At 68.5% G+C, this 21,420-nt stretch carries 20 protein-coding genes; 6 read left to right on the plus strand and 14 right to left on the minus strand.

What is annotated here, in order from left to right:
* Window positions 1–8: 8 nt before the first annotated feature.
* The 6 genes from AB0H49_RS30165 to AB0H49_RS30190 all read right to left on the minus strand — a co-directional run bounded on the left by AB0H49_RS30165 (window position 9) and on the right by AB0H49_RS30190 (window position 7,622).
* A complete protein-coding gene (locus AB0H49_RS30165; protein ID WP_357256242.1) occupies window positions 9–1,982 on the minus strand; it encodes a glycosyl transferase in 1,974 nt (657 codons plus the stop codon).
* Window positions 1,983–2,280: 298 nt separating this feature from the next.
* Window positions 2,281–4,395, minus strand: coding sequence for an arabinofuranosyltransferase (locus AB0H49_RS30170; RefSeq protein ID WP_357256223.1), 2,115 nt, complete (start codon window positions 4,393–4,395; stop codon window positions 2,281–2,283).
* 109 nt (window positions 4,396–4,504) lie between these two features.
* A complete protein-coding gene (locus tag AB0H49_RS30175; RefSeq protein WP_357256224.1) occupies window positions 4,505–4,939 on the minus strand; it encodes a PIN domain-containing protein in 435 nt (144 codons plus the stop codon).
* The gene (locus AB0H49_RS30180; protein WP_357256225.1) at window positions 4,936–5,181 is read right to left on the minus strand and encodes a hypothetical protein; all 246 of its coding nucleotides are present in this window, start codon (window positions 5,179–5,181) and stop codon (window positions 4,936–4,938) included. The genes AB0H49_RS30175 and AB0H49_RS30180 overlap by 4 nt, the downstream gene beginning before the upstream one ends.
* A 177-nt stretch (window positions 5,182–5,358) precedes the next feature.
* Window positions 5,359–6,138, minus strand: a complete 780-nt coding sequence (locus AB0H49_RS30185; RefSeq protein WP_357256226.1) for a decaprenylphospho-beta-D-erythro-pentofuranosid-2-ulose 2-reductase — start codon at window positions 6,136–6,138, stop codon at window positions 5,359–5,361.
* A complete protein-coding gene (locus AB0H49_RS30190) occupies window positions 6,135–7,622 on the minus strand; it encodes an FAD-binding oxidoreductase (protein ID WP_354998137.1) in 1,488 nt (495 codons plus the stop codon). The genes AB0H49_RS30185 and AB0H49_RS30190 overlap by 4 nt, the downstream gene beginning before the upstream one ends.
* A 128-nt stretch (window positions 7,623–7,750) precedes the next feature.
* Here AB0H49_RS30190 and AB0H49_RS30195 point away from each other — a divergent pair, with 128 nt between their 5' ends.
* Window positions 7,751–8,209, plus strand: a complete 459-nt coding sequence (locus AB0H49_RS30195; protein ID WP_354998136.1) for a GtrA family protein — start codon at window positions 7,751–7,753, stop codon at window positions 8,207–8,209.
* A 121-nt stretch (window positions 8,210–8,330) separates the two neighbouring features.
* Here the strand turns inward: AB0H49_RS30195 and AB0H49_RS30200 are convergent, their stop codons facing one another.
* The 3 genes from AB0H49_RS30200 to AB0H49_RS30210 form a co-directional block, all read right to left on the minus strand.
* On the minus strand, window positions 8,331–8,975 hold the full coding sequence (locus AB0H49_RS30200; protein ID WP_357256227.1) for a pyridoxamine 5'-phosphate oxidase family protein: 645 nt from the start codon (window positions 8,973–8,975) through the stop codon (window positions 8,331–8,333).
* Window positions 8,976–9,204: 229 nt separating this feature from the next.
* On the minus strand, window positions 9,205–11,394 hold the full coding sequence (locus AB0H49_RS30205) for a molybdopterin oxidoreductase family protein (protein WP_357256228.1): 2,190 nt from the start codon (window positions 11,392–11,394) through the stop codon (window positions 9,205–9,207).
* Between the two features lie 171 nt (window positions 11,395–11,565).
* Window positions 11,566–12,048 carry a hypothetical protein gene (locus tag AB0H49_RS30210; RefSeq protein WP_354998133.1) on the minus strand — a complete coding sequence of 161 codons (483 nt, stop codon included), beginning with the start codon at window positions 12,046–12,048 and terminating at the stop codon, window positions 11,566–11,568.
* A 255-nt stretch (window positions 12,049–12,303) separates the two neighbouring features.
* Here AB0H49_RS30210 and AB0H49_RS30215 point away from each other — a divergent pair, with 255 nt between their 5' ends.
* Window positions 12,304–12,861 (plus strand): DUF4282 domain-containing protein, encoded by a 558-nt coding sequence (locus tag AB0H49_RS30215; protein WP_357256229.1) that lies wholly within the window; start codon window positions 12,304–12,306, stop codon window positions 12,859–12,861.
* Window positions 12,862–13,083: 222 nt separating this feature from the next.
* The gene (locus AB0H49_RS30220) at window positions 13,084–13,962 is read left to right on the plus strand and encodes a helix-turn-helix transcriptional regulator (protein ID WP_354998131.1); all 879 of its coding nucleotides are present in this window, start codon (window positions 13,084–13,086) and stop codon (window positions 13,960–13,962) included.
* A 147-nt stretch (window positions 13,963–14,109) separates the two neighbouring features.
* Here AB0H49_RS30220 and AB0H49_RS30225 read toward each other — a convergent pair whose 3' ends face one another.
* Entirely contained in the window at window positions 14,110–14,514 is a 405-nt protein-coding gene (locus tag AB0H49_RS30225; RefSeq protein ID WP_354998130.1) for a MarR family transcriptional regulator, read from the minus strand.
* Window positions 14,515–14,599: 85 nt separating this feature from the next.
* Between AB0H49_RS30225 and AB0H49_RS30230 the strand changes: the two genes are divergently transcribed.
* A complete protein-coding gene (locus AB0H49_RS30230; RefSeq protein WP_357256230.1) occupies window positions 14,600–16,063 on the plus strand; it encodes an MFS transporter in 1,464 nt (487 codons plus the stop codon).
* Window positions 16,064–16,144: 81 nt separating this feature from the next.
* Here the strand turns inward: AB0H49_RS30230 and rfbC are convergent, their stop codons facing one another.
* Both rfbC and rfbA read right to left on the minus strand, forming a co-directional pair.
* Window positions 16,145–16,693, minus strand: a complete 549-nt coding sequence (gene rfbC / locus AB0H49_RS30235; protein ID WP_357256231.1) for a dTDP-4-dehydrorhamnose 3,5-epimerase — start codon at window positions 16,691–16,693, stop codon at window positions 16,145–16,147.
* Between the two features lie 2 nt (window positions 16,694–16,695).
* A complete protein-coding gene (rfbA, locus tag AB0H49_RS30240; RefSeq protein ID WP_354998127.1) occupies window positions 16,696–17,568 on the minus strand; it encodes a glucose-1-phosphate thymidylyltransferase RfbA in 873 nt (290 codons plus the stop codon).
* Between the two features lie 314 nt (window positions 17,569–17,882).
* Here rfbA and AB0H49_RS30245 point away from each other — a divergent pair, with 314 nt between their 5' ends.
* Together AB0H49_RS30245 and AB0H49_RS30250 are read left to right on the plus strand one after the other, a co-directional pair.
* Window positions 17,883–18,875 (plus strand): alpha/beta hydrolase, encoded by a 993-nt coding sequence (locus tag AB0H49_RS30245; RefSeq protein WP_354998126.1) that lies wholly within the window; start codon window positions 17,883–17,885, stop codon window positions 18,873–18,875.
* A gap of 114 nt (window positions 18,876–18,989) precedes the next feature.
* On the plus strand, window positions 18,990–19,400 hold the full coding sequence (locus tag AB0H49_RS30250; protein ID WP_357256232.1) for a hypothetical protein: 411 nt from the start codon (window positions 18,990–18,992) through the stop codon (window positions 19,398–19,400).
* 48 nt (window positions 19,401–19,448) lie between these two features.
* Here the strand turns inward: AB0H49_RS30250 and AB0H49_RS30255 are convergent, their stop codons facing one another.
* Both AB0H49_RS30255 and AB0H49_RS30260 read right to left on the minus strand, forming a co-directional pair.
* On the minus strand, window positions 19,449–20,069 hold the full coding sequence (locus tag AB0H49_RS30255; RefSeq protein ID WP_357256243.1) for a hypothetical protein: 621 nt from the start codon (window positions 20,067–20,069) through the stop codon (window positions 19,449–19,451).
* Between the two features lie 605 nt (window positions 20,070–20,674).
* On the minus strand, window positions 20,675–21,388 hold the full coding sequence (locus AB0H49_RS30260) for a hypothetical protein (protein ID WP_354998123.1): 714 nt from the start codon (window positions 21,386–21,388) through the stop codon (window positions 20,675–20,677).
* Window positions 21,389–21,420: the final 32 nt, after the last annotated feature.

Raw genomic sequence — 21,420 nt, forward strand, 5'->3', positions numbered from 1 at the left:
GGCCCGCTTCAGACCAGTGCGCGGACGTCCCAGATCCACACGTCCTCGACGCGCGTCGGGGCGAAGCCGAGCAGCTGGGTGACGGTGCTGGTGAGCACGTCGGAGTTCTTCGCGGTCGGCAGCACGAGCACGTCGGCCTGCCAGAACCGCAGATCCGCCAGCGCGGCGGCCCGCGCCTCGGCGCCGATCGGCGGCACGACCCCGGTGTCCTGCGCTTTCACCAGGAGCATCGCGGTTTGCCGGGCCTCGGGTCCGTAGCTGCCCTTCTTCTCGACTCCGGTCGGACCGACGAAATAGCCGTCGGCGAGCGGGAAGACGAAGTCCGTGTCGGCCTGCCAGCGCAACGCCCGCGCGTCGGGCGGACGCGGCGGCGGGATCACGACGACCGAGCCGTCGTCGACGTACTGTCGCACCGCGCCGTCGGTGAAGAAGCGCGGCGCGGGCGCGCGTTCGGTCACGGGCAGGACGGTCGGCGTCAACGGCAACAGCGCGAAGGTCAGCGCCGCGAACCAGGCGAGCGGCTTCCAGTCCGCCGCCGACTGTTTCCAGGACGCGACGGCGCGATCGGAGGCCAGCGCGAACACCGCGGCGATCGCGGGCACGGCGGCCATCGTCAGCCGGGTCTCCAGCACCGAATTCAGCAGTGGGATCTGTTCGGCCAGCGCCCACGGCAATTGGACGCCGGTCGGGCGCTTGCCGAGGGTGGCAACGGAGCCGAGCGAGAGCACGCCGAACACCGCGATCACCGCGGCCGCCGCGCGCACCACCCGGTCGCGCCAGAGCAGCGCAACGGTGGCGGTCAGCACGAGCAGCAGCGGCCAGCCGAAGTAGGCGTTCTGTTCGGTCTCGTTGATGGCGACGTTCTGGCCCGGGGCCCACGCGCCGCCGAGGGATTCGGACGGGAACTGCACCAGGGTCTTCAGATCGTTGCCCATCGGACCGTGGTCGATCGAGCGATAACTCTGCGGACCGAAGAACTGCCACCACAGCGGGACCGCCGTGAGCAGCAGGGTGAGACCCGCGGCCGCGGCCACCGTCGGGGCGAGCGCACGCAGGACGCGCACGCCCTGTCGCGGCTCGCGCAGGTGGTACACGACCACGAACAGCCCGAACGCGAGCGCGAAGATCAGCAGCGGCTCCTCGCCGAGCGCGATCTGCGCGGCGACGAGCAGGGCGAGCGCTACCGCGTCTCTGATCCGGTTGCGCGGCGCGGCCGCGGCGACCGCCCCCGCCCTGGCGGGTGCACTTGTGCGGAGACGGCGCACGAGCAGACCCTGTCTTTCCGTTGCAGGCACGCACTCGGAGAACCACTTATGGGCAGGTAACCCTGCCCCCGCCCTGGCGGGTGCACTTGTGCGGAGACGGCGCACGAGCAGACCGTGTCCTTCCGTTGCAGGCACGCACTCGGAGAACCACTTATGGGCAGGTAAACCCGTTTTCGCCATGCGGATCAGCAGCCCCGCGATGATCGGCAGCAGCGCCAGCGCGACGAAGTTCGGGTGCGCGTTGGCGTGCGAGATCATCGCGGGAGCGAAGCCGCAGAACAGGCCGCCGATCGCCGCGGCCGCCCGTGAACTCACCAGTTCCCGAGCGAACAGCCAGTACCAGGCGTAGGCCGTCGTGGCCAGGCCGAGGGTGAGGGCGAGCACGAACGTGACCGTCGGACCGAAGAGCAGGGTGACCGGGGTGAACGGGACGCCGACGCCGAACATGGCGGTGTTGGCCATCATGTTCACCCCGGCCGGGAAGTTCTGGAGATTCGTCCCGAGCGGGCTTTCCAGGTTCGCGACCGAATGCGCGGTCACCGCGAAGAACCACTCCCACATCGTCTGGTCCTGACCGCTCTTGATCAGGTAGCCGCTGTCGGTGTCGCGCCACTGCGCGGACAGAACCGTCGTTGCCAGCGCGAGGTAGGCGAAGGCGATGAGGAGGTCGGCCGGGTGGATGCGGGAGCGTATCCGCTCGAGGGCTCGACGGGTGATCGCGCGCGCGGGCCTTCGCGCTGCCGCGGACCGTTCGAGCAGGACCCGTCTGTCCGCCGAGCCGTCCTCCGCCGATTCGTCCGTTGTGTCCTGATCGGCGCTGTTCGACCGCACGCGCGAAACTCTCCCTCTGCCCTACCGGAAATCAGCCGCCAACGGTATCGCCGGAGGCCGAGAGCGCGCGCTCACCGAGCCGGGCGGAACCTGGCACCAAGAGTTCGGTTGCCCAGAAATCGCCGCGCCGACACATTTGTCCGGCGCCGGAGGCTGTGACCTGCGGGTTCTCTTCGCTGGGCGGTCAGCGCCGGACGGTGATCAGCGTGAAGGGGCCGATATCGGTGGTGGTGAAGGCCGGGTCCTCGAACAGTTCCTTCGGGAAGCTCACCGAGTAGCGCTTGACGTTCGGGTCGTTCGGGTAGACGTCCTCGGCCAGGCGCAGCGTGTAGGCGTCGCCACCGCGGCGAAACAGGAAAGCGTCCGGCGCGCGCCACGGACTCTTGTCCATCGCCTCCAGCAGCTTCGCGGGCGAGTCCAGCTTGCTCCAGTCCTTGATGGTCGCCGCGCGGCCCGCGAAATCGGCGAGCGGGTTCGCGTAGTGCGAGGTGAGGGCCTGGAAACCCCAGTAGGGATAGAAGGAAAGGAAGCTGGTGTCGGCGGTGAGGACGACCGACTCGTCGCGCGGGCGGCCGGTCTGCGTCAGCAGCGCGGCGTCGATCTCGTCGTAGTAGGAGACCGCCGACGGATCGCGCTTGTCGGCGCGTTTGCCGTCGCCGTCGGTGTCGGTGTAGGCGGTGGTGATCTCCGCGGTCAGCACGTGCGGAATGTCCTGGACGAAGGCGAGCGCGCCGACGATCGCGAGCGCGACGACGGCGACCCGGAACCGGGCGGGCTCGTTGAACGCCTGGTACGCGGCCCGCGCACCCTCCACGAATCCGAACGCGCCGGCCGCCGCGAGCAGCACGAGCAGCGGCGCCTCCAGCCGGAACGACAGCAGCGTGGTCCCCGCCGCCGTCGCCACCATGGACAGCAGGCACCACAGGTAGATCGCGACCACGCCGATGCCGAGCGCCTGCGCGCGCCGGGAGGAGCCCGCCCGCACCACCAGCCAGATGGTTCCGATCAGGCACAGGCCGCCGAGCAGGGTGAACTCGGTCATCGGCAGGGGGAGTTCCGCGCCCGACTTGGGGAGATAGTGCAGGGCGGTGCCGGAGCTGGGGGTTGTCGTGGTGAGCGACTCCAGCAGATACGGCAGCCAGACCACCGACGCGACGAGACCGGAGATCACCGCGATCGCCGCCAAACGCACCAGGGGCGGTACGGCTGCCCGCCACGCCGGACCGGACGGAACGGCGGTCGGCGCGGTCGCCGCCCGGCGTGCGGCCCTCGGGTGTCGCGCGGCCCGCCGCTGGTACACCTCGGCGACCGCGGCGACCAGACCCATCAGCGCGATCGCGAAAGCGGCGACCAAGAAGTGCAGGGTGTAGAACGTGGCGGCGACGCCGAGGAACAGACCCGCGCCGACGACCGCGCCCCAACCTCCTGCGGTCCGGGGAGCCCGCGGAGCCTCGACGGCAGGCGCTTCCGCTCGCGCATCCGCCGCGACCTCGTCCGCGCGGATCGCACCGGGTCCGTTCGGCGGGTTCGTGGCGCGGGCCGCGTCCTCGACAGGCCGATAGAGCGCGCCCCAGGCCACGACCAACGCGGGCGGCAACAGCACGACGATCACCGCGCTGTACGCCTCGGGCGACGCGTATGTCACCGCGACCGCGGTGGTCGCCGCCGTCACCGCCACGGCCCATTCGGCGCTAATCAGTCGCGTCCACAGCACCAGCGCGAGCACCGCCGCCACGGCCAGCGACCCGATCGCGTACGGCTTGAACGCTTCCCAGCCGTCCATGCCGAGCACATTCGCCACGCGCCCGCCGACCCAGAACCACCCGGCCGGATAGAACGGCGGCACATCCACGTACGTCATATCCCGCAGCGCCGCACTGTCGGTGAGCCGCGTCAGATACTCCGTCCGAAACTCCTGATCCACCGAAACGCCGAACAGATACAGCTTCGTCGCCGCCAACGGCATCCCGAGCGTCACCGTCACGAACGCCGAAATCCCCACCCAGGAAAGCAGTTTCGCCACCAACGGCCACCGCCGCACCCGCAACAACCAAATCGACGCGACCAGCAGTACAGCCGCCCCCACCTGCCCCACCGTCGTCAACGCCCGCGTCACATTCGACGAATTGAACGCGGGCCACTCCACCAACGAGAACGCGACCAGCCCCACCGCAGCCACCACCCCGGCCACCACCGCGGCCAGCGCCCCTTCCCCGACCCCTGCCCCAACCTGCTTCAGGAACAGCGTCGTCCGCCCAGGTGCGGTCGCGGTGCTCTGTTCCGTGACAGGTGTGCTCATAGCGCCTCCGGTTTCAGTAGGTCGGCTCCGGGCTCGTCACGCACCGGTCGCCGCCGCGGATCCGAACCGCACGCTAACAAACTCGCCGCACCGAGGCTGGGGAGCGGTCTCACCGCCGCCGAGCAAGCACCTCTTCGCCAGGCATTAGCTCGAAGACATCGCAGTGTGTCGGCACGACTTGGCGGAAGTGGCGATGGTCCAGGGTCGCGATCCGCGTGACGCCGAGCCGCTCTGCCACCGCGACGACGGAAGCGTCGGCGGCGCCGAGCGGGAAGCTCCCATATTTGACGACGAGGTCCGCTATGCGGGTGTAGTCGGCAGACGTGTGTGACTCGACCTGAAGTTCGCCCGCGGCCAACGATCGGAGGGAACCAGCTTCCGCCTGCGGTCCCAACCTGCCGAGCATGTAGCAGACTTCGGTGACTACCAGTGCGGGAACGATCAACGGCCTGGGCGCATTCTCGAGCGCGGCCAGGCACGCCGCATGCTCGCTGTCGTTCTTGTTGGCGACGGCCCGGAGCGGCCCGGTATCGCAGACGATCACTCGCGGCCGCCGAGCTCGCGCCGGAGAACTTCCTGTGAGGTAGCAGCGAAATCTGGCGAAGCTTCGACTGTTCCGGCGAATGATAGGCGCGGCTGCGGCGACGTGCCTTCGGCCTCCGGCTCGGTCCGCTCGCCGTGGCTGGCGACCAAGCGCAGGACGACAGGACGCAGGTCCTGCTGCTCTTCTTTGGTCAACAGACCGACGAGCTCAGGCAGGTTCATGTGGTCGTACGCCGCCGTCATGTCTTCAGGTTAGCGCCCGTCTGCCGACCCGCACACGGTGGCGCAGATGCGCAGCAGGCCGACGGACGACAAACAGCTACGACTCCCGAGGCCGCTGTTGTACATCGCCGCGCGCGATGGAACGAGAACTGCCGCAGCATCGGGTGATGGCGCGGCAGTTCTGGTCCGAGCCGAAACTCAGAGGGGGAGTTTGCGGAAGATGGGGCGGGGGATGTGGCGGAGGATGGACATGAGGTAGCGGACGGGGCCGGGGGCCCAGATGAGGTCCTTGCCCTTTTCGGAGGCCGCTACGGCGAGTGCCGCCACTTCTTCCTTGTCGACCGTGAACGGGGCTTCCTTGGCGCCGGTGGCCTTCCAGTGGTCCAGGGTTGTCTTGGTGCGGACCTGGCCGGGGCGGATGACGAGGACGCGGGGGCCGAAGGGGCGCAGCGCCTCGCCGAGGCCGAGGTAGAAGCCGTCCAGGCCGGCCTTGGTGGAGCCGTAGACGAAGTTGGAGCGGCGCACCCGCTCGCCGGCCACCGAGGACATGGCGATGATGCGCCCGTAACCCTGCGCCTTCATCTTCTCGCCGACCAGCACGCCGACGGAAACCGCTGCGGTGTAGTTGATTCCGGCGATCTGCACGGCCTTGCGCTGGTCCTGCCACAGCTGTTCGGCGTCGCCGAGCAGGCCGAAGGCCACGATGGCGACGTCCACGTCACCGCCGGACCAGGCCGCGTCGATCACCTTCGGGTGCGAGTCGGTGTCGAGCGCGTCGAAGTCGACGACCTCGACCTTGCTCGCGCCGGCCGCCTCCATCTGCGCCACCGCACCCTCGCGCAGCGGATCGTTGGGCAGGGTCGCGAGGACGATCCGCGCCGGCCCCTTCTTCAGGTACTCGGCACAGATCGCGAGCCCGATCTCCGAGGTACCGCCCAGCAGCAGGATGGTCTGCGGGTTGCCTACGGCATTGATCACTGAAGCTCCAGCCTTCTCGCCATATCGGACATGAAAACGCCTGTGGGATCGACACTTCGGCGGACCTTGATCCACTCGTCGATCCGGGGGTACATCTTGTGGAAGGTCTCGGCGGTGGTGCGCGAGTCCTTGCCGGTGTAGAGCCGCCCGCCGAATTCGAGGACCCGGCGGTCCAGATCGGTGACGAACTCGTTGAGGCCCGCCGAGATCGGGAAGTCGACGCAGATGTTCCAGCCGGGCATCGGGAAGCTCAGCGGCGCTTGGTTACCCGGGCCGAAGAGCTTGAAGACATTGAGGAACGAGTAGAACCCGGACCGCTGGATGTCGACGATGATCCGCTTGAACTCGTCCACCGACTCCGGTGGCACCACGAACTGGTACTGCAGGAAGCCGTTGGAGCCGTAGCCGCGGTTCCATTCACCCAGCATGTCGAGCGGGTGATAGAACTGCGTCAGGTTCTGCACCTTGCCGCGGTAGGTGCCCGACTTGCGGTACCAGAGCTCGCCGATCGGGGTGAAGGTGTACTTGTTGGCCAGCCCGTTCGGGAACACGTCCGGCAGCGTGAAGAACGTCTTGCCGTTGAACCGCAGCGGATCCTTCTGCAACTTCTTCGGCAGCTGATCCAGCTTGGCCAGGTTGCCGCGCGAGATCGCGGCCCGGCCCAGCTTGGGTTCGGGGCTGATCGCGTCGAACCACGCCGAGCTGTACTCGTAGCGATCCTCGGAGCCGTCGCTGTGGAAGGCGATGGTGTCGTCCAGCGTCGGCGTCACATCACCGTCGGCGATGAAGTACGCGGTCTCCGTCGGCGTCATCTCGATGGTGGCGCGCAGGATGATGCCGGTCAGACCGCAGCCGCCGATGGTGGCCCAGAACAGCTTGGCGTTCTTCTTCGGCGTGATGTGCTGCACGGTGCCGTCGGCGGTGAGCAGTTCCATCGAACGCACGTGGTTGCCGAAGCTGCCCGCGCTGTGGTGGTTCTTGCCGTGGATATCGGAGCCGATGGCGCCGCCGATGGTGACCTGCCTGGTGCCGGGCAGCACCGGAACCCACAGGCCGAACGGCAGCGCGGCCTTCATCAGCTGGTCGAGGTTCACGCCCGCGTCCACGTCGACCAGGCGGGTGTCGCGGTCGATGCGGTGGATCTTGTTCAGCGCGGTCATGTCGACGACGAGGCCGCCCGCGTTCTGGGCGTTGTCGCCGTAGGAACGGCCTAGCCCGCGCGCGATCACGCCGCGGCGTAGATGGGCGGGCTTGCCGTCGTTGTCCTCCGCGACCATGGCGACGGCCTTGGCGATCACTTCCGGATCGCTGGTCGAGAGCACTTCGGCGGAGGTTGGCGCGGTGCGACCCCACCCGGTCAGCGCCAGGGTCCGGGTCGGCAGCGCGAAGCTGTCGGCGCTCGCAGCGCCGTTGGCGGTGCTACCTGCGGTCCCGCTGACACCGTTCGTCGTGGTGGCGGTCGAAGCTTTCGTGGACATCGGCATAGAGGCTACAGGCATGACGGCGGGACGGGTCGATCTCACCGTACTCGTCAGTATGGGATCGGTCTCTCCGGCGTTGGCGCCCTGCGCGGGCAGACGACGGACGAGGTCCGGCCGCGCCGGTTACGCTCGTGCGCGTGCAAGCCGAACCCCACCTGCCGCTCCCGGCCGAACTGCCGCTGGTCGACGAACCGGCCGGTACCGATGTCGACCTGAAGACGCAGATCATCCGGTTCACCGTGACCGGCGGCCTGTCTGCGATCGTGGACTTCGGGCTGTACGTCCTGCTTTACGCGCTCGGCCTGCCGGTCTGGCTCGCCAAGTCCATCGGCTTCATCGCGGGCACCACCACGGCGTACCTGATCAACCGCAGGTGGACGTTCCAGGCGCCGCCGAGCCGAGCCCGCTTCGCCGCCGTCGTCGCGCTGTACGCCACGACCTTCGCCGTGCAGGTCGGCATCAACCAGGTCGTGTACTACGCGATCGGCGAACAGTGGTGGCGGGTGCCGCTGGCGTTCGTCGTCGCGCAGGGCACCGCGACCGTCATCAACTTCGTCGTGCAGCGGCTGGTGATCTTCAAGATCCACTGAGGCGCCGTCCGAAGACGCGGTCCGTCACCGGCCGCGCACGGCCGAACGAATGCGAAGGGTTCCGCTCGACTGTCGGACGTAGCTCGTCACCAGCCGCGCACGGCGAACGCGAGAGTTCCGCTCATCTGACCAGCGCGGGCGCCGATTCCGGTAGGTCCGCGAGTTCGGACCGCGCCTGGGCTTTCACACCGAAATAGTCGCCCCCCTTGGCTCGCATATTGTCGGTGCCCCAGTCCCGCTCGCGTTCCGCGGGCACGAGGTGCGGAATGTGCTTGCGGCAGTGGATGTACGCCTCCTCGACGTCGACCACGACCCAGAGTTCCGCGGCCCTTCCCTTGACGTTCGAGGGTAGGTCGGGGACGCTGCGCCGCAACGTCTCGTCCTCCACGATGCGGGCCGACCCGTTGATGTGCAGGCCGATGAGATCGCGTACGAAATCCATTAGCAGGATGCCTACGTGTGGGTTCTCCAGAATATTGCCGAGACTGGCCATCACGCCGTTGCCGCGGTACTCGGGGTAAGCGACCGTACGGTCGTCCAGCACGTGCAGAAAACCGGGCGGACCGGCGCGGAAGCTGTTGTCGCATTCACCGTGTTTGTCGGCGGTCGCGATGAACGCCATGTCCATCCTGCCGATGAATTCGATCATCGTCTCGTTGAGCCGATCCACCACCTGATCTGCGTAGAATCGGTCGGCTCTGCCCTGCGTACCGTATCTTTCCTGTAGTTCGTGCTCGCCGTCGCTGCCACATCGTGTACCGGGCATCGAGCCCCCTCTGGTCGCCGGAATCCGGGGTACCGCGCGACTCGACGCTGAACCGCGACTTGACCGAAATCCTGTCCATTTTAATGGGATCGGGCAGGGCAAATCTACGAAACCGACATCGAGGATGCACTGAATGTGAAGTTAGCGCAAGGCTTTCCACAAGTTTGCTGAATTCCGACCGACCGGAATTGTTTCCGGCCGGTCGGCGCCGCATCAGGCGGCCTTCGTTTCACGCGGGCGTCAGCGTCACCGGCACGCCGTTGAACACCGCGTTCCCCGAGGGCACGTCGACCACCGAATCATCGGTCAGCGCATTGGCATTCACCCCGGCGTTGGCTTTCGCCACCGTCTGCGGGCTGCCGTCGTGGCCCCAACCATGCGGCAGGCTCACCACGCCGGGCATGATTGCCTCGGTCGGTTCGAGCGGCACGGTCAGCGTCCCCGCCGCGGACTTCACCACGGCTTGGTCGCCGAGTCCGAGCCTGCTGACGTCGTCGGGGTGGATCTGCAGCGTGCACCGGTTGGTACCGCTCACCAGGCTCGCGACGTTGTGCATCCAGCTGTTGTTGGAGCGCAGGTGCCGCCGCCCGATCAGCACGAACTCCGGTGCGTCCGCGGCCAGTTTGGCGCGCAGCCGCGCCACGTCCGCGAGCAGCGGCGCGGGCGCGAGCTCCACCCGCTTCGAAGCGGTGCGCAGCGCCTCCGGCAGTCGAGGTCGCAGCGGGCCGAGATCGACGCCGTGCGGATTGTCCAGCAGCACATTCAGATTCAGCGTGCCGCCGTTCCACTCGCCGTAGGGCCCGAGCCGCAGCATCAGATCGATGCGCTGCTCGGTGCTGGTCTCCCCGTGCAGTTCCGGTCGACGTTCCGGAATGCCCGCTTTGTGCAGCATTCCGGCGATGACCAGTTCGTCAACCATGGTCAGCGGATCGGTGTCCCCGGTGCCGTTGTGCGGCTTGCCAGTCAGTGCGGCGCCGAGCCGGGCGAGCACCCCGGCCTCCGACGGACGGTCGCCGAGCGGCACCAGCGGCCGCGAGTAGCGCGCATAGTTGCGCACCGCGAATTGGAGCAGCGCGAAATCGTAGTGCGGGGACTGGAGCGGGCGCGGCGGCGGCAGGATGACATCGGCGTGCTTGGTCGTCTCGTTGACGTAGCGGTCCACGCTCACCATGAACTCCAGCCCGGCGAACGCCTCGTCCAGCCGCGCGCCGCTCGGCGCGGAGAGCACCGGGTTGCCCGCGACCGTCACTATGGCGCGCACCTGGCCCGCGCCCGGTGTGCGGATCTCGTCGGCGAGGGTGGCCACCGGAAGTTCGCCCATGGACTCGGGCAGCTCGCGCACCCGGCTGGTCCAGCGTCCGGTGCGGAACGGTTTGGTGCGGGTGATGCCGCCCGCCGCGGCGGTCGCGAACATGGCGCCGCCAGGGCAGTCCAGATTGCCGGTGAGGACGTTGAGCACGTCGACGAGCCATTGGGTGAGGGTGCCGAATTCGGCCGTGCAGGTGCCGATCCTGGCGTAGACCGCCGCGGTCGGGGCGGCGGCCAGCTCGCGGGCGATGCGGACGACGGTCTCGGCGGGCACCCCGGTGCGCGCCGCGACGACCTCCGGCGTGAAATCGGCGGCCGCCGCGCGCACTTCGTCCAGGCCCGCTACTTCGACCCGCACGTCGGTCAGTTCCTCGGCGAAGAGCGTGTGCACGATGCCGAACAACAGGTACGCGTCGGTGCCCGGCCGGACGAACAGATGCTCGTCGGCCAGCTTCGCGGTGCGTGTCAGCCGGGGATCCACCACGACGAACTTTCCGCCGCGGCGGCGCAGCGCCTTCAGGCGACCTGGGAAATCGGGCGCGGTGCACAGCGATCCGTTGGATTCGAGCGGATTGGCTCCGAGCATCAGCAGATAGTCGGTGCGGTCCAAATCCGGCACCGGCACGGTGAGCGGGTCACCGAACATGAGTCCGCTGGCCACCTGCTTGGGCATCTGATCGGCGGTGCTCGCGGAGAACAGATTCCTGGTGCCGAGCGCGCGGATCAGCACCGGCAGGTACAGCGCGCCCGCCACGGTGTGCGCGTTCGGGTTGCCCAGATAGAGTGCGGCCGCCTGGTTCCCGTGCTCGGCGACGATCGGCGGAAAGCGCTCGGCGATGTAGTCGAATGCCTCGTCCCAGGTCGCGGTGCGCCGCTCGCCGGTCTCCCGGTCGCGGATCAGCGGTTCGGTGACGCGGTCCGGGTCCTCGTCGAGATGTCCGAGGCTGGCGCCTTTGGGACAGATGAAGCCTTTGCTGAAAGGGTCCTGCTTGTCGCCGCGAATCGAGGTGACGTGATCGTCGCGGTCGAGGGTGATCTCCAGCCCGCACACCGCTTCGCACAGCGGGCAGGTGCGCAACAGGTTGCGGGAGAGCTCTGTGATCGGGGCCATACCCCATCTTGACCCGGCGGCGGCTCGGAAGGGAAGGCTAATTTGCGACATTTCTGGTGAATGTCCCATAGCCGCGACGTGCGATGGAAATGAGGACGACCGGCATCCGTCGGGCGGATGCCGGTCGTACAGGGCCGGTAGTGCGGGCCGTCCCCTACCTCGGGGAGCGAATCAGCAGGCGACGCTGGTCAGCTGGGCCCGGCGACGGATGCCCGCCGAACGGACCGCGGCGCTGATCGCGACCACCGGCGGCACCCAGCGGGCCTCGTGCGGAGCGACACCCCAGCAAGCCGAACCGGCCGAGAGCTTGCTCGGCGGCAGCGGGATGCCCGCGCCGTCGGTGTACACGACGGCGCCCGCCTCCTGCAGCGCCTCCAGCGCCATGGCGGCCTTGCGCAGGCCGGTGACGAGGTGGATCTCGCGACGGTCGGCGCCGGGGAACTCGATCACCGGCCCGGACAGGTTGTTGGCACGCAGGAAGCGGCGGACCGCGCCGGCCAGCTCGCCGCTGACCTCGATGCCGGAAATCTCGTCATCGGTGATCAGACAGATCCCGTTGGCCGTTTCGGCGACCGTCCACCCGCGCTGGATGTAGTCCTGCGCCGCGGCGTCCATGTCGGCCGCGGAGACGGAAGTCGGAAACGAGGTGCGCACTGTTTTCTCCATTCCCCGATAGATCTGGGTCCTGCGTTCATGGTTCGTATCGAGGGGCGGTGGCCCCGGCGTTACGCGATTCGGCAAAGTTTCTTGAACTGTGGACTAGGTCTCATTCGGCGGAGGTTCGGTCGGGGTCGTTCGGGTCGCTGACATCGGCCAACTTTCAGCGATCCCGCTGTCGGGCCGCTGTGTTCGGGCTGTGAGGTTCCTGGGGGCTGGTTCGGGGAGCGGAATGCGGGGAAGATGCGCGACATGACCGACGAACCGACCACTCCCGCGGAGCTCGTTCCCGAGGAGTACGAGACCGAATCTCGTTGGATCGCTTGGAAAGAGTCGGCCGCCAAGCGCTTCCGGGCACAGGATCGCGACGAGGAGCCCGCCGAGCCGTTCCGCAGCCCGCGCGCCTTCCGGCAGTGGAGCGCGGAGACCGCGCGTGCCCTGATCGATGTGCAGTTCCACCGCACCGCGACCACAACGCTGCTGCCGCTGGCCTACATGCTCGGCCTGATCTTCGCCCTCGCGCTGCCGATCGCGATCACCGTGTGGATGTGGCAGATCTCGGCGGTGCTCGGTGTGCTCGCCGGTTTGGTCGCGGTGCCGCTCGGCCTCTCGATCGCCGCCGCCGTGCGCCTGATGCTGGAGTTCCTGGTCAACGCTTCGCGATTGGCCACCCGGGTGGAGCACATCAGCGAGCTGGCCGACGACCTGTTCCAAGCGCTGTCGGATGTGGCCGAGCCGGTGAACCAGCTCTCCGAGGACGTGCGCGCGGTGCAGTTCTGGCGCTTCCGCAAGGGGGGTTCGCGCAAGTAGATAACTAGACGGAGTTTCCACGTAGGGGCCTCGCCGAACCTCATTGTCTCTCTTGCGACATCGACCTGCCTGTGACAGCAATCCTGCACTATGTCAGTTTTGCTGTGAAACAATGCTGTTCGAGCGTCCGGGAAGGCTCCGGGCACTGGGTAGGGAGCGCCGATTTCGGGTGACACGGGAGTTTCGCCGTGTCTCGTCGGCGCATGGCGCGAGGGGGAAAGCATGGCTTTACCGCAGGCAACAACCGGATCGACCATGCCGCGTCGGCAACTCGGCCGACACCTGCGGGACCTGCGTAACCGCGCCAGGATGACCACCAGGATGGCCGCGCAGCAGCTGGAGTGGTCGGAGGCCAAGATCTGGCGGATCGAGACCGGCCAGACGTCGCTGCGCAGTCTGGACGTCGAGGCGATGTGCAAGATCTACGGCGCCCCCGGCGATCTCGTCGGCCCGCTCACCGCGCTGGCCAAGGAGACCAAGGCCAGGGGCTGGTGGACTTCCTACAGCGACGTGCTCGGCGAGGGCTTCGAGATCTACATCGGTCTCGAGGAGGCGGCGCGCCAGCTGTCCACCTACGAGAACGAGCTGGTGCCAGGGCTTTTGCAGACCGAGGAGTACGCGAGGGCGCTGCTGAGCGCGGCGCGGCCGGACGCCCCGGCCGCCGAGATCGAGCGCCGGGTCCAGTTGCGCCTGGCCAGGCAGGCTTTGGTGACCCGGGGCGAATCGCCGGTGCAGCTCACGGCGGTGATCAGCGAGGCGGTGCTGTGGCGGCGCGTCGGCGGCGCGGATGTGACGGCGGGCCAGCTCGAGCACCTGCGGCGCATGTGCGATCTGCCGAACGTGCGGCTCGAGACCGTGCCGCCGGAGTCCGGGTATCACGCCGGGATGGAGGCGGGCCGGTTCGTGATGCTCGAATTCCCCGAGGGGCGCATGGGTGAGGCGCCGGAGCCGCCGGTGGTCTACGTCGAGGCCTTCACCGGCCCGGTCTACCTGGACAAAGACAACGAGATCGACCGGTACCGGAAGGCTTTCGCCGACATAAAGTCTGTCGCGGTCGACGCGCGTCAGGTGCTGGACGACGCCCGCGCCGCGATCGTCTGATACCGCTCGGGCGGTATCGGGCGGAGGCCGAACTGGACGGTCGATGCGGCCGTGAACGTCCGAGGGGCGGCGTGGGATTCGCCTGATCGGCGCCGTCGGATCTGCCTTTGTGCGGCCGCATGGCCCGGAGCGGCGTGGAGGTTCGGCTTACTGCCAGGTGCGGCCGAGCACGTCGCGGTGCGTCGGTAGCGCCTCATCGTAGGCCTGCTTCCCCTTCTCCGTCATGCAGACGAAGATCGCGCGCCGGTCGTCGGAGCACATGCTGCGCTCGACGAGCCCGTCGCGTTCCAGTCGCGCCACCGCGCGGGAGAGCGCGCTCTGGCTCAGGTAGATGTCGTTGGCCAGATCGCTCATGCGGTACTTGCCGCAGGCGGCGTCGACCAGCCGGTCCAGCGTCTCGAACTCGCTGAGCCCCATCTTGTGCTTGCCCTGCAGGGCTTTCTCCAAGGCACAGCTGACAGCGGCGTGCCGATCGAGCAGTTCGCGCCATTCGCCAACCAGCTCGGTGGGCGCGACGGTGCGCCGAGCGGTGTCTGTGGCCGGCTTCGACATGGCCCCATCTTAGTGGCCGAGGACAGTTCATGCAACGACATTTAATGTGTTGGCATTTAATGCGTGCGCATGTAATGTCCTCCGCATGACTTCACCGGCAACGCTCTCGGCCGCCGCGACGGCGACCGATCCGACCAGATGGTCCGCACGGCTCTGGGGCATGCTGATCACTCTCTGCATCGTGTTGTTCCTCGACGGCCTCGACGTCTCGATGATCGGTGTCGCGCTCCCGTCCATCGGCGCCGAACTCGATCTGTCCACCTCGACCCTGCAGTGGCTGGTGAGCGGCTACGTGCTCGGATACGGCGGCCTGCTGCTGCTCGGCGGACGCACCGCCGACCTGCTCGGGCGGCGCAAGGTCTTCCTCATCGCACTGGCGGTCTTCGCCATCGCCTCGCTCGCGGGCGCCCTGGTCAGCTCGGGTCCGCTGCTGATCCTGACCCGCTTCATCAAGGGCCTCGCCGCCGCGTTCACCGCGCCGACCGGTCTGTCGATCATCACCACCAACTTCGCCGAGGGCCCGGCCCGCAACAAGGCGCTGTCCATCTACACCGTGTTCGGCGCGGGCGGTTACTCCTCCGGCCTGCTGTTCGGCGGACTGATGACCGGCGTCGGCTGGCGCTGGACCTTCCTGCTCCCGGTGCCGATCGCGGTGGCCGCGCTGGCCGCGGCGTGGGTGCTTGTGCCCAAGGACAAGCCCGCCGAAGAGGGCGGCCACGACATCCTCGGAGCCGTGTTCTCCACCGCCGCCATGCTGCTGCTGGTCTACACGGTGGTCACCGCGCCCGAAGTGGGCTGGGCTTCGGCGCGCACCATCGGTTCGTTCGTCGCGGTGATCGCGTTGTTCGCGGCCTTCCTCGCCGTCGAGCGGCGGGTCGCGCACCCGCTGGTTCGTCTCGGCATCCTGCGCAAGTCGTCACTGGTCCGCGCCAGCCTCGCCATCGTCGCGGTCGCGGGTTCGTACTTCAGCTGGCAGTTCATCGTGACCCTGTACATGCAGGACACCCTCGGCTGGTCGCCGCTGAAGCTGGCCATGGCGCTGCTGCCGGTCGGTCTGCTCGTCGCGCTCTCGGCGGTGTTCTCCGACAAGCTGGTCGACCGCTTCGGCACCGGCCCGATCATCGCCGTGACCATGGTCGTGATGGCCGTCGGCTACCTGCTGTTCCTGCGACTGAACACCGACCCGTCCTACCTGACAGTGATCCTGCCCGCGGTGCTGCTGATCGGCATCGGCTGGATCGGCTTCCCCGCCATCAACATCCAGGCCACCAACGGCATCGATGACGACGAGCAGGGGCTCGCCGCGGGCGTGCTGCAGACCTCCATGCAGGTCGGCGCGGCCATCGTGCTCGCGGTGACCACCGCGATCATCTCCTCCGGCGGGCACAGCGCCTCGCCCGCGGACATGCTCGACACCTACCGTCCCGGTTTGGAATTCGCGGCGGGAGTCGCCATCGTGGGCGCGCTGGTCGCCCTGCTGGCCTTCGTTCCGAAGCGCGGCAAGCAGCACCAGGCTGCCGCCGAACCGGAACTCGAGCTCGTCGGCTGACCGCAGCGGCCGACGAAAAATCGGAAGCCACGTCCAGCGGCACGCGCCGCCGGACGTGGCTTCCGGCTTTGTACGGATGGCTCAGGAGAACGGCGGCGCGGCGGCGTCCTTGGGCGAGCGCAGGTAGGTCAGCGGTGCGCCGTCGCGGCCGACCTTCGGCCATTCGATCGCCAGCCTGGGATCGAAAGCGTCCAGGTCTCTGTCGAATTCGGGGGTGTACTCGATGGAGCACAGGTAGGTGACCGTGGACTCGTCCTCCAGCGAGAGGATGGCGTGCCCGAGCCCTTCGGACAGGAAGACCGAGCGCCGGTCCACGTCGTCGAGCAGCACGCTGTCCCAGCGGCCGTAGGTCGGCGAGCCCCGCCGCAGGTCGACGACCACGTCCAGGAACGCGCCGCGCACGCAGGTCACGTATTTGGCCTGGCCGGGCGGGTCTTCGGTGTAGTGGATGCCGCGCAGCACGCCCGCCGCCGAAACCGAGCAGTTCACCTGGTGCAGCTCGAACGGGCGTCCCGTCGCCTTCTCGAACTCGGAGGCCTTGAACGATTCGAGGAAGGTGCCGCGTTCGTCCTCGAACCGGCGCGGGGTGATCACCCAGGCGCCGGGCACCGCGAGCTCGCGAATCTCCATGCTCACCAATCCCGTCCGCGTTCCAGCAGATCGAGCAGGTAGGCGCCGTAGCCGGAGCGGACGAGCGGCTCGGCACGGGCGCGCAACTGCTCGTCGTCGATATACCCCATCCGCCAGGCGACTTCCTCGGGCACGCCGATCTTCAGTCCCTGCCGTTCCTCGATGGTGCGCACGTAGTTGGCGGCGTCGAGCAGCGAGTCGAAGGTTCCGGTGTCCAGCCAGGCGGTGCCGCGGGCGAGCACGTCGACGCGCAGCCGGTCCTGTTCCAGGTAGGCGCGGTTGATGTCGGTGATCTCGTATTCGCCGCGCGCCGAAGGCCGCAGGCCGCGGGCGATCTCCACCACGTCGTTGTCGTAGAAGTACAGCCCGGGGATGGCGTAGTTGGAGCGCGGGACCTTCGGCTTCTCCTCGATCGACACCGCGCGGCCCTCGGTGAATTCGACGACGCCGTAGGCCGTCGGGTCCGAGACCCAGTAGGCGAACACCGCGCCGCCGTCGATCCCCGCGAACCGGTTCAGGCTGGTGCCGAGGCCGGGGCCGTGGAAGATGTTGTCGCCGAGCACGAGCGCCGCGCACTCGCCGCCGATGTGGTCGGCGCCGAGCACGAAGGCGCGCGCGAGACCGTCCGGTTCGGGCTGCACGACATAGCTGATCGATATGCCGAACCGGGAACCGTCGCCGAGCAGCCTGGCGAACGCCTCGGCGTCCTCGGGCGTGGTGATCACCAGGATGTCCTTGATGCCCGCGAGCATCAGCGTGGACAGCGGGTAGTAGACCATCGGTTTGTCGTAGACCGGGACCAGCTGCTTGCTCACCCCGCGCGTGATGGGGTGCAGCCTCGAGCCGGTGCCGCCCGCCAAGATGATTCCGCGCATGTCCTGGAGTCTGCCAGTTCGACCGCTCTCGGATTCGGGGAGGTTCCGACTCGTGCACGAATTCATCACGAACGTTTCGCCGCCCGGCGCGGCGGGCGATTGATGTTGCATAGATCACTTTCGCGTGGTCTTCTGAAAAGCGCTGCGACGTGAGCGACGGGCGCGGTAGGTAGCTTGCGTGACCACGCAGGGCCCCGGGAGCGTCGCGAATGTGCGCAGCGTGAGATGTCAGCGTCGACTCTCGCCCGTGGCCTCGCCCGAATGGGGTTCGGCTCCGTCCGGTCGTCGGCGCGCCAGTGTGAGGTAGGTGCGCGATGACAGCGACCAGGGCCGACGGCTCCGCCATCGTGATGAATCCGGACGGCCCAAGCGCCGCGGCGCGGCTGCTGCTCGCGACCTGCCGCGGTGTGGTGCGGCCGATGCTGCGGATGGCCCCGATCACCCGGGCCACCATTCCCGTCGGCGCCTTCGCCATCGACGGGCTGGCCCGATTGCGCCCCGCCCCGCGCGGCATCGAACGCGAGCAGGTCACCCTCGGCGGTTTCCGGATGGAGATCGTGCGCCCGTCCGGCGCGGCGCGGGCGCTGCGGCACGGCGCGGTCTTGTACATGCACGGCGGCGGCTTCGCGGTGTGCGGACTGGAGACGCACCGGCCGGTCGCGGCCAGCCTGGCAAGGCGCATCGGTCTTCCGGTGGTCAATGTCGACTATCGGCAGTTGCCGGTCGGCAGCATCGGCGAGTCGGTCGAGGACTGCCTCACCGCCTACCGCTGGCTGCTGCGGCACGGCGCCGATCCGGCCCGGATCGTCTTCGCCGGTGATTCGGCGGGCGGCTACCTGACCTTCGCGACCGCGCTGCGCGCGGTGCAGGCCGGACTTCCGGTCCCCGCCGGACTTATCGGGCTGAGCCCGCTGCTGGACCTGGACTACGCCGCCAAGCGCGAGTACGTCAACGTCGCGCGCGATCCGTACATCCCGCTGTCGGCGCTGGAAGCCGTCGTGAAACTCGGCGCGGAGATCGACGGCGCGCTCGATCCGCTGCTCTCGCCGGTGAACGGCGCGCTCGCCGGGCTGCCGCCGGTGCTGATGATCGCCGCCGAGGACGAGGTGCTGCGCTACGACTGCGAGCTGATGGCGCGGCGGCTCGTCGCGGCGGGCGTGCCGCACGCGGTCGAGCTGTGGCGCGGCCAAGTGCACGCGTTCATGAGCATCGCGCCGAACCTGCCCGAATCCCGGGCCGCGCTCGGCCGGGTCGCGCGTTTCGTGCGCACCAGGTTCGAGCAGTTGGAGCAGGCTCGGACGGCCTGATCACGGTCGGCCGGACGAGTCTTGTCCCGCCCCGGGCCCGCGCCCGGGGCGGGATGCTGTCGTATTACCTCTGACGTAATCGACTCCGATGTCGCGTTTCGGCAGGCTGAGCTCATGGTGGCTACAGAGACGACCCCGACGACACTCGACCGGGCTCTTTCGGCGCTCGCCTACGGTCGCATCGCGCTCGGCGCGACCGCGCTGGCCGCGCCGCGCACGGCGGCGCGCCTGGCGCTGACCCGCCCGACTCCCGAACTCGGCTACATGACCCGGATCTTCGGCGCCCGCGCGCTCGCGCTCGGTCTCGGTTACCTGACCGCCGCGCCCGCCGACCGACCGCGCTGGCAGCGTCTCGCTCTCATGGTCGACGTCCTCGACACCGCGAGCGGAACGGCGCACGTGGTCCGCGGCGACATCCACCGCGGTGTCGCCGCCGCGCTGGTCGCCCTGACCGGCGGCTACGCGACCATCGGCGCGCGCCGCTTCCTGCGGGACCGGCTCACGTCGCAGGGAACGGCGCGTTGATCGGGCTCGAGTATCGGGCGCGCGCCGTTTCCTACGGGATTGAAATGCTCACTTCGCCGGGAAAGGCGCGTTGATCGTGGTGAAGTACTGGGCGACCGCCGCGATGGCGACGGGAGCCGTCACGAACAACTGACCCGCGACCGCGCCCAGCGCGCCGATCGCGGCGATGCCGCCGAGGCAGCCGACGGCGGCCGCGGGCAGGAACGGCCCGAACAGTCCGCCGATGGTGGCTGCCGCCACGGTCGCGCCCGCGATGCCGCCGAGGACGCAGCCGACGGCCGCGCCGCCGAGTCCGCCGAGCAGCGCGCCCATACTGACGCCCAGGCCGATCGTGCTGGTCATCCGCGACCATGCGGCCTGCTCGCGTTCGTATTCGCTCTTCCACGGGGCCTTGTCCTCGAACGGGAGGGCGACGGGCCGGTAGCGCGCCTCGTCGAGGGCGAGCCGCGGCGTAAGGGTGACGGTGCGGCCGGAGATCTCCGCGGCGATGGGGAACTCGAAGTCGTCGACGCGGAACTTCAGCGGCGTGCCCGCGAGGACGGTGCCGTCGTCGGCCCGGATCTCCAGGACCTCGTCCGCGATCACGAGCGCTCCGGCGTCGATGCCGATCACGGCGGTGTCGCCGGTGGTGCTCGCCGTGAAGCCGATCGTCTCGGGGTGGCCGGTCACGGGAATGCCATCGGTGCGTGGCGTCAAGCCGATCGTCTCGGGGTGGCCGGTCACAGCGGTGCCGTCGGCGCTCCCCGTGAAGCGCGCCGTCTCGGTGTGGCCGGTCGCGGCGGGCCCATCGGCGCTCGCCGTGAACCCCGCTCCCTCGGTGTCCGCGATGGCGGTGCCCGCGGTGCTCGCCACGACGGCGACCAGCAGCCAGGCGGTTGCGGCGAATTTCCTCATCAGCATTTGTCCGTATCCCCTTATCCGCGATGTGCCGGGAATTGTGCGCTCAGGCGCAAACAATTGGTAACCATAGGAATCGGTATTGTTAAGATTGTGTTCACTCGATTACCATCCGCTTCGACAATTCCCTGTTCGGAGCCGTTCGGTCCTCGGCTCCGCCTCGACGGTAGAACCTGAACTTTTGTTCGGGTCAAGCGCGCGGTGGCGCGGAACACAGCGGAACCGAACGGGTTGCGGAGAATGTGCGCCGCGTCGTGGCGCGGGTGCGTCGAGGTCGGGCCGCCCGGCATGCGAAAGCCCCGCCCGGTCGGACCGGGCGGGGCCTGCTGAAGCGCGACTCCGTCGCGCGAATTCAGTTGTGCGGCAAGCCGTTCGAATTACTTGGCCGGGGGCACGAACGGCTGGTTGATGGTGGCGAAGTACTGGATCGCGGCACCGATGGCCACCGGGGCGGTGACGAGGATCTGACCCGCGAGGGTGCCGAGCGCGCCGACGGCCAGGATGCCACCGATGCAGCCGATGGCCGCGGCCGGGATGAACGGACCGAACAGGCCGACGATGGTGGCCGACGCGACGGTCGCGCCCGCGATGCCGCCGAGGACGCAGCCCACGGCCGCGCCGCTCAGGCCGCCGACCAGGGTGCCGATGGTGGCGCCCATGCCGATGGTGTCCTTCATGCGGTTGAACGCGGCGAGTTCACGGTCGTACTCGCTCTTCCAGGGCGCCTTGTCCTCGTAGGGCAGGGCGACCGGCTTGTACACGGCCTTGTCGACGTCGAGCTGCGGGGTCAGGGTCGCGGTGCGGTCGGAGATCTCCGCGGCGATCGGGAATTCGAACTCGTCGACGCGGAACTTCAGCGGAGTTCCCGCGACGACGGTGCCGTCGGCCGCCTTGATCTTCAGCGCGTCGTCTTCGACGACCAGCGAGCCGGAGTCGAGGGAGATGATGGACTGGGTGTCGGTGGAGCTGGCGGTGAAGTTGATCGGCGCATCAGCGGCCGGAGCGGTGGGCGACGCGTTGACCGCGCCAGCGGTGACGCCGAGCGCGGCGATCAGCAGCGCCGAGGTGGCGGCGAATTTCCTCATCAGCATTTTGTTTGGAACCTCGATGTGAAGCGTTCGGA

Origin of the sequence: Nocardia sp. NPDC050713 (assembly GCF_040654315.1) — a bacterium.
Classification (GTDB): domain Bacteria; phylum Actinomycetota; class Actinomycetes; order Mycobacteriales; family Mycobacteriaceae; genus Nocardia.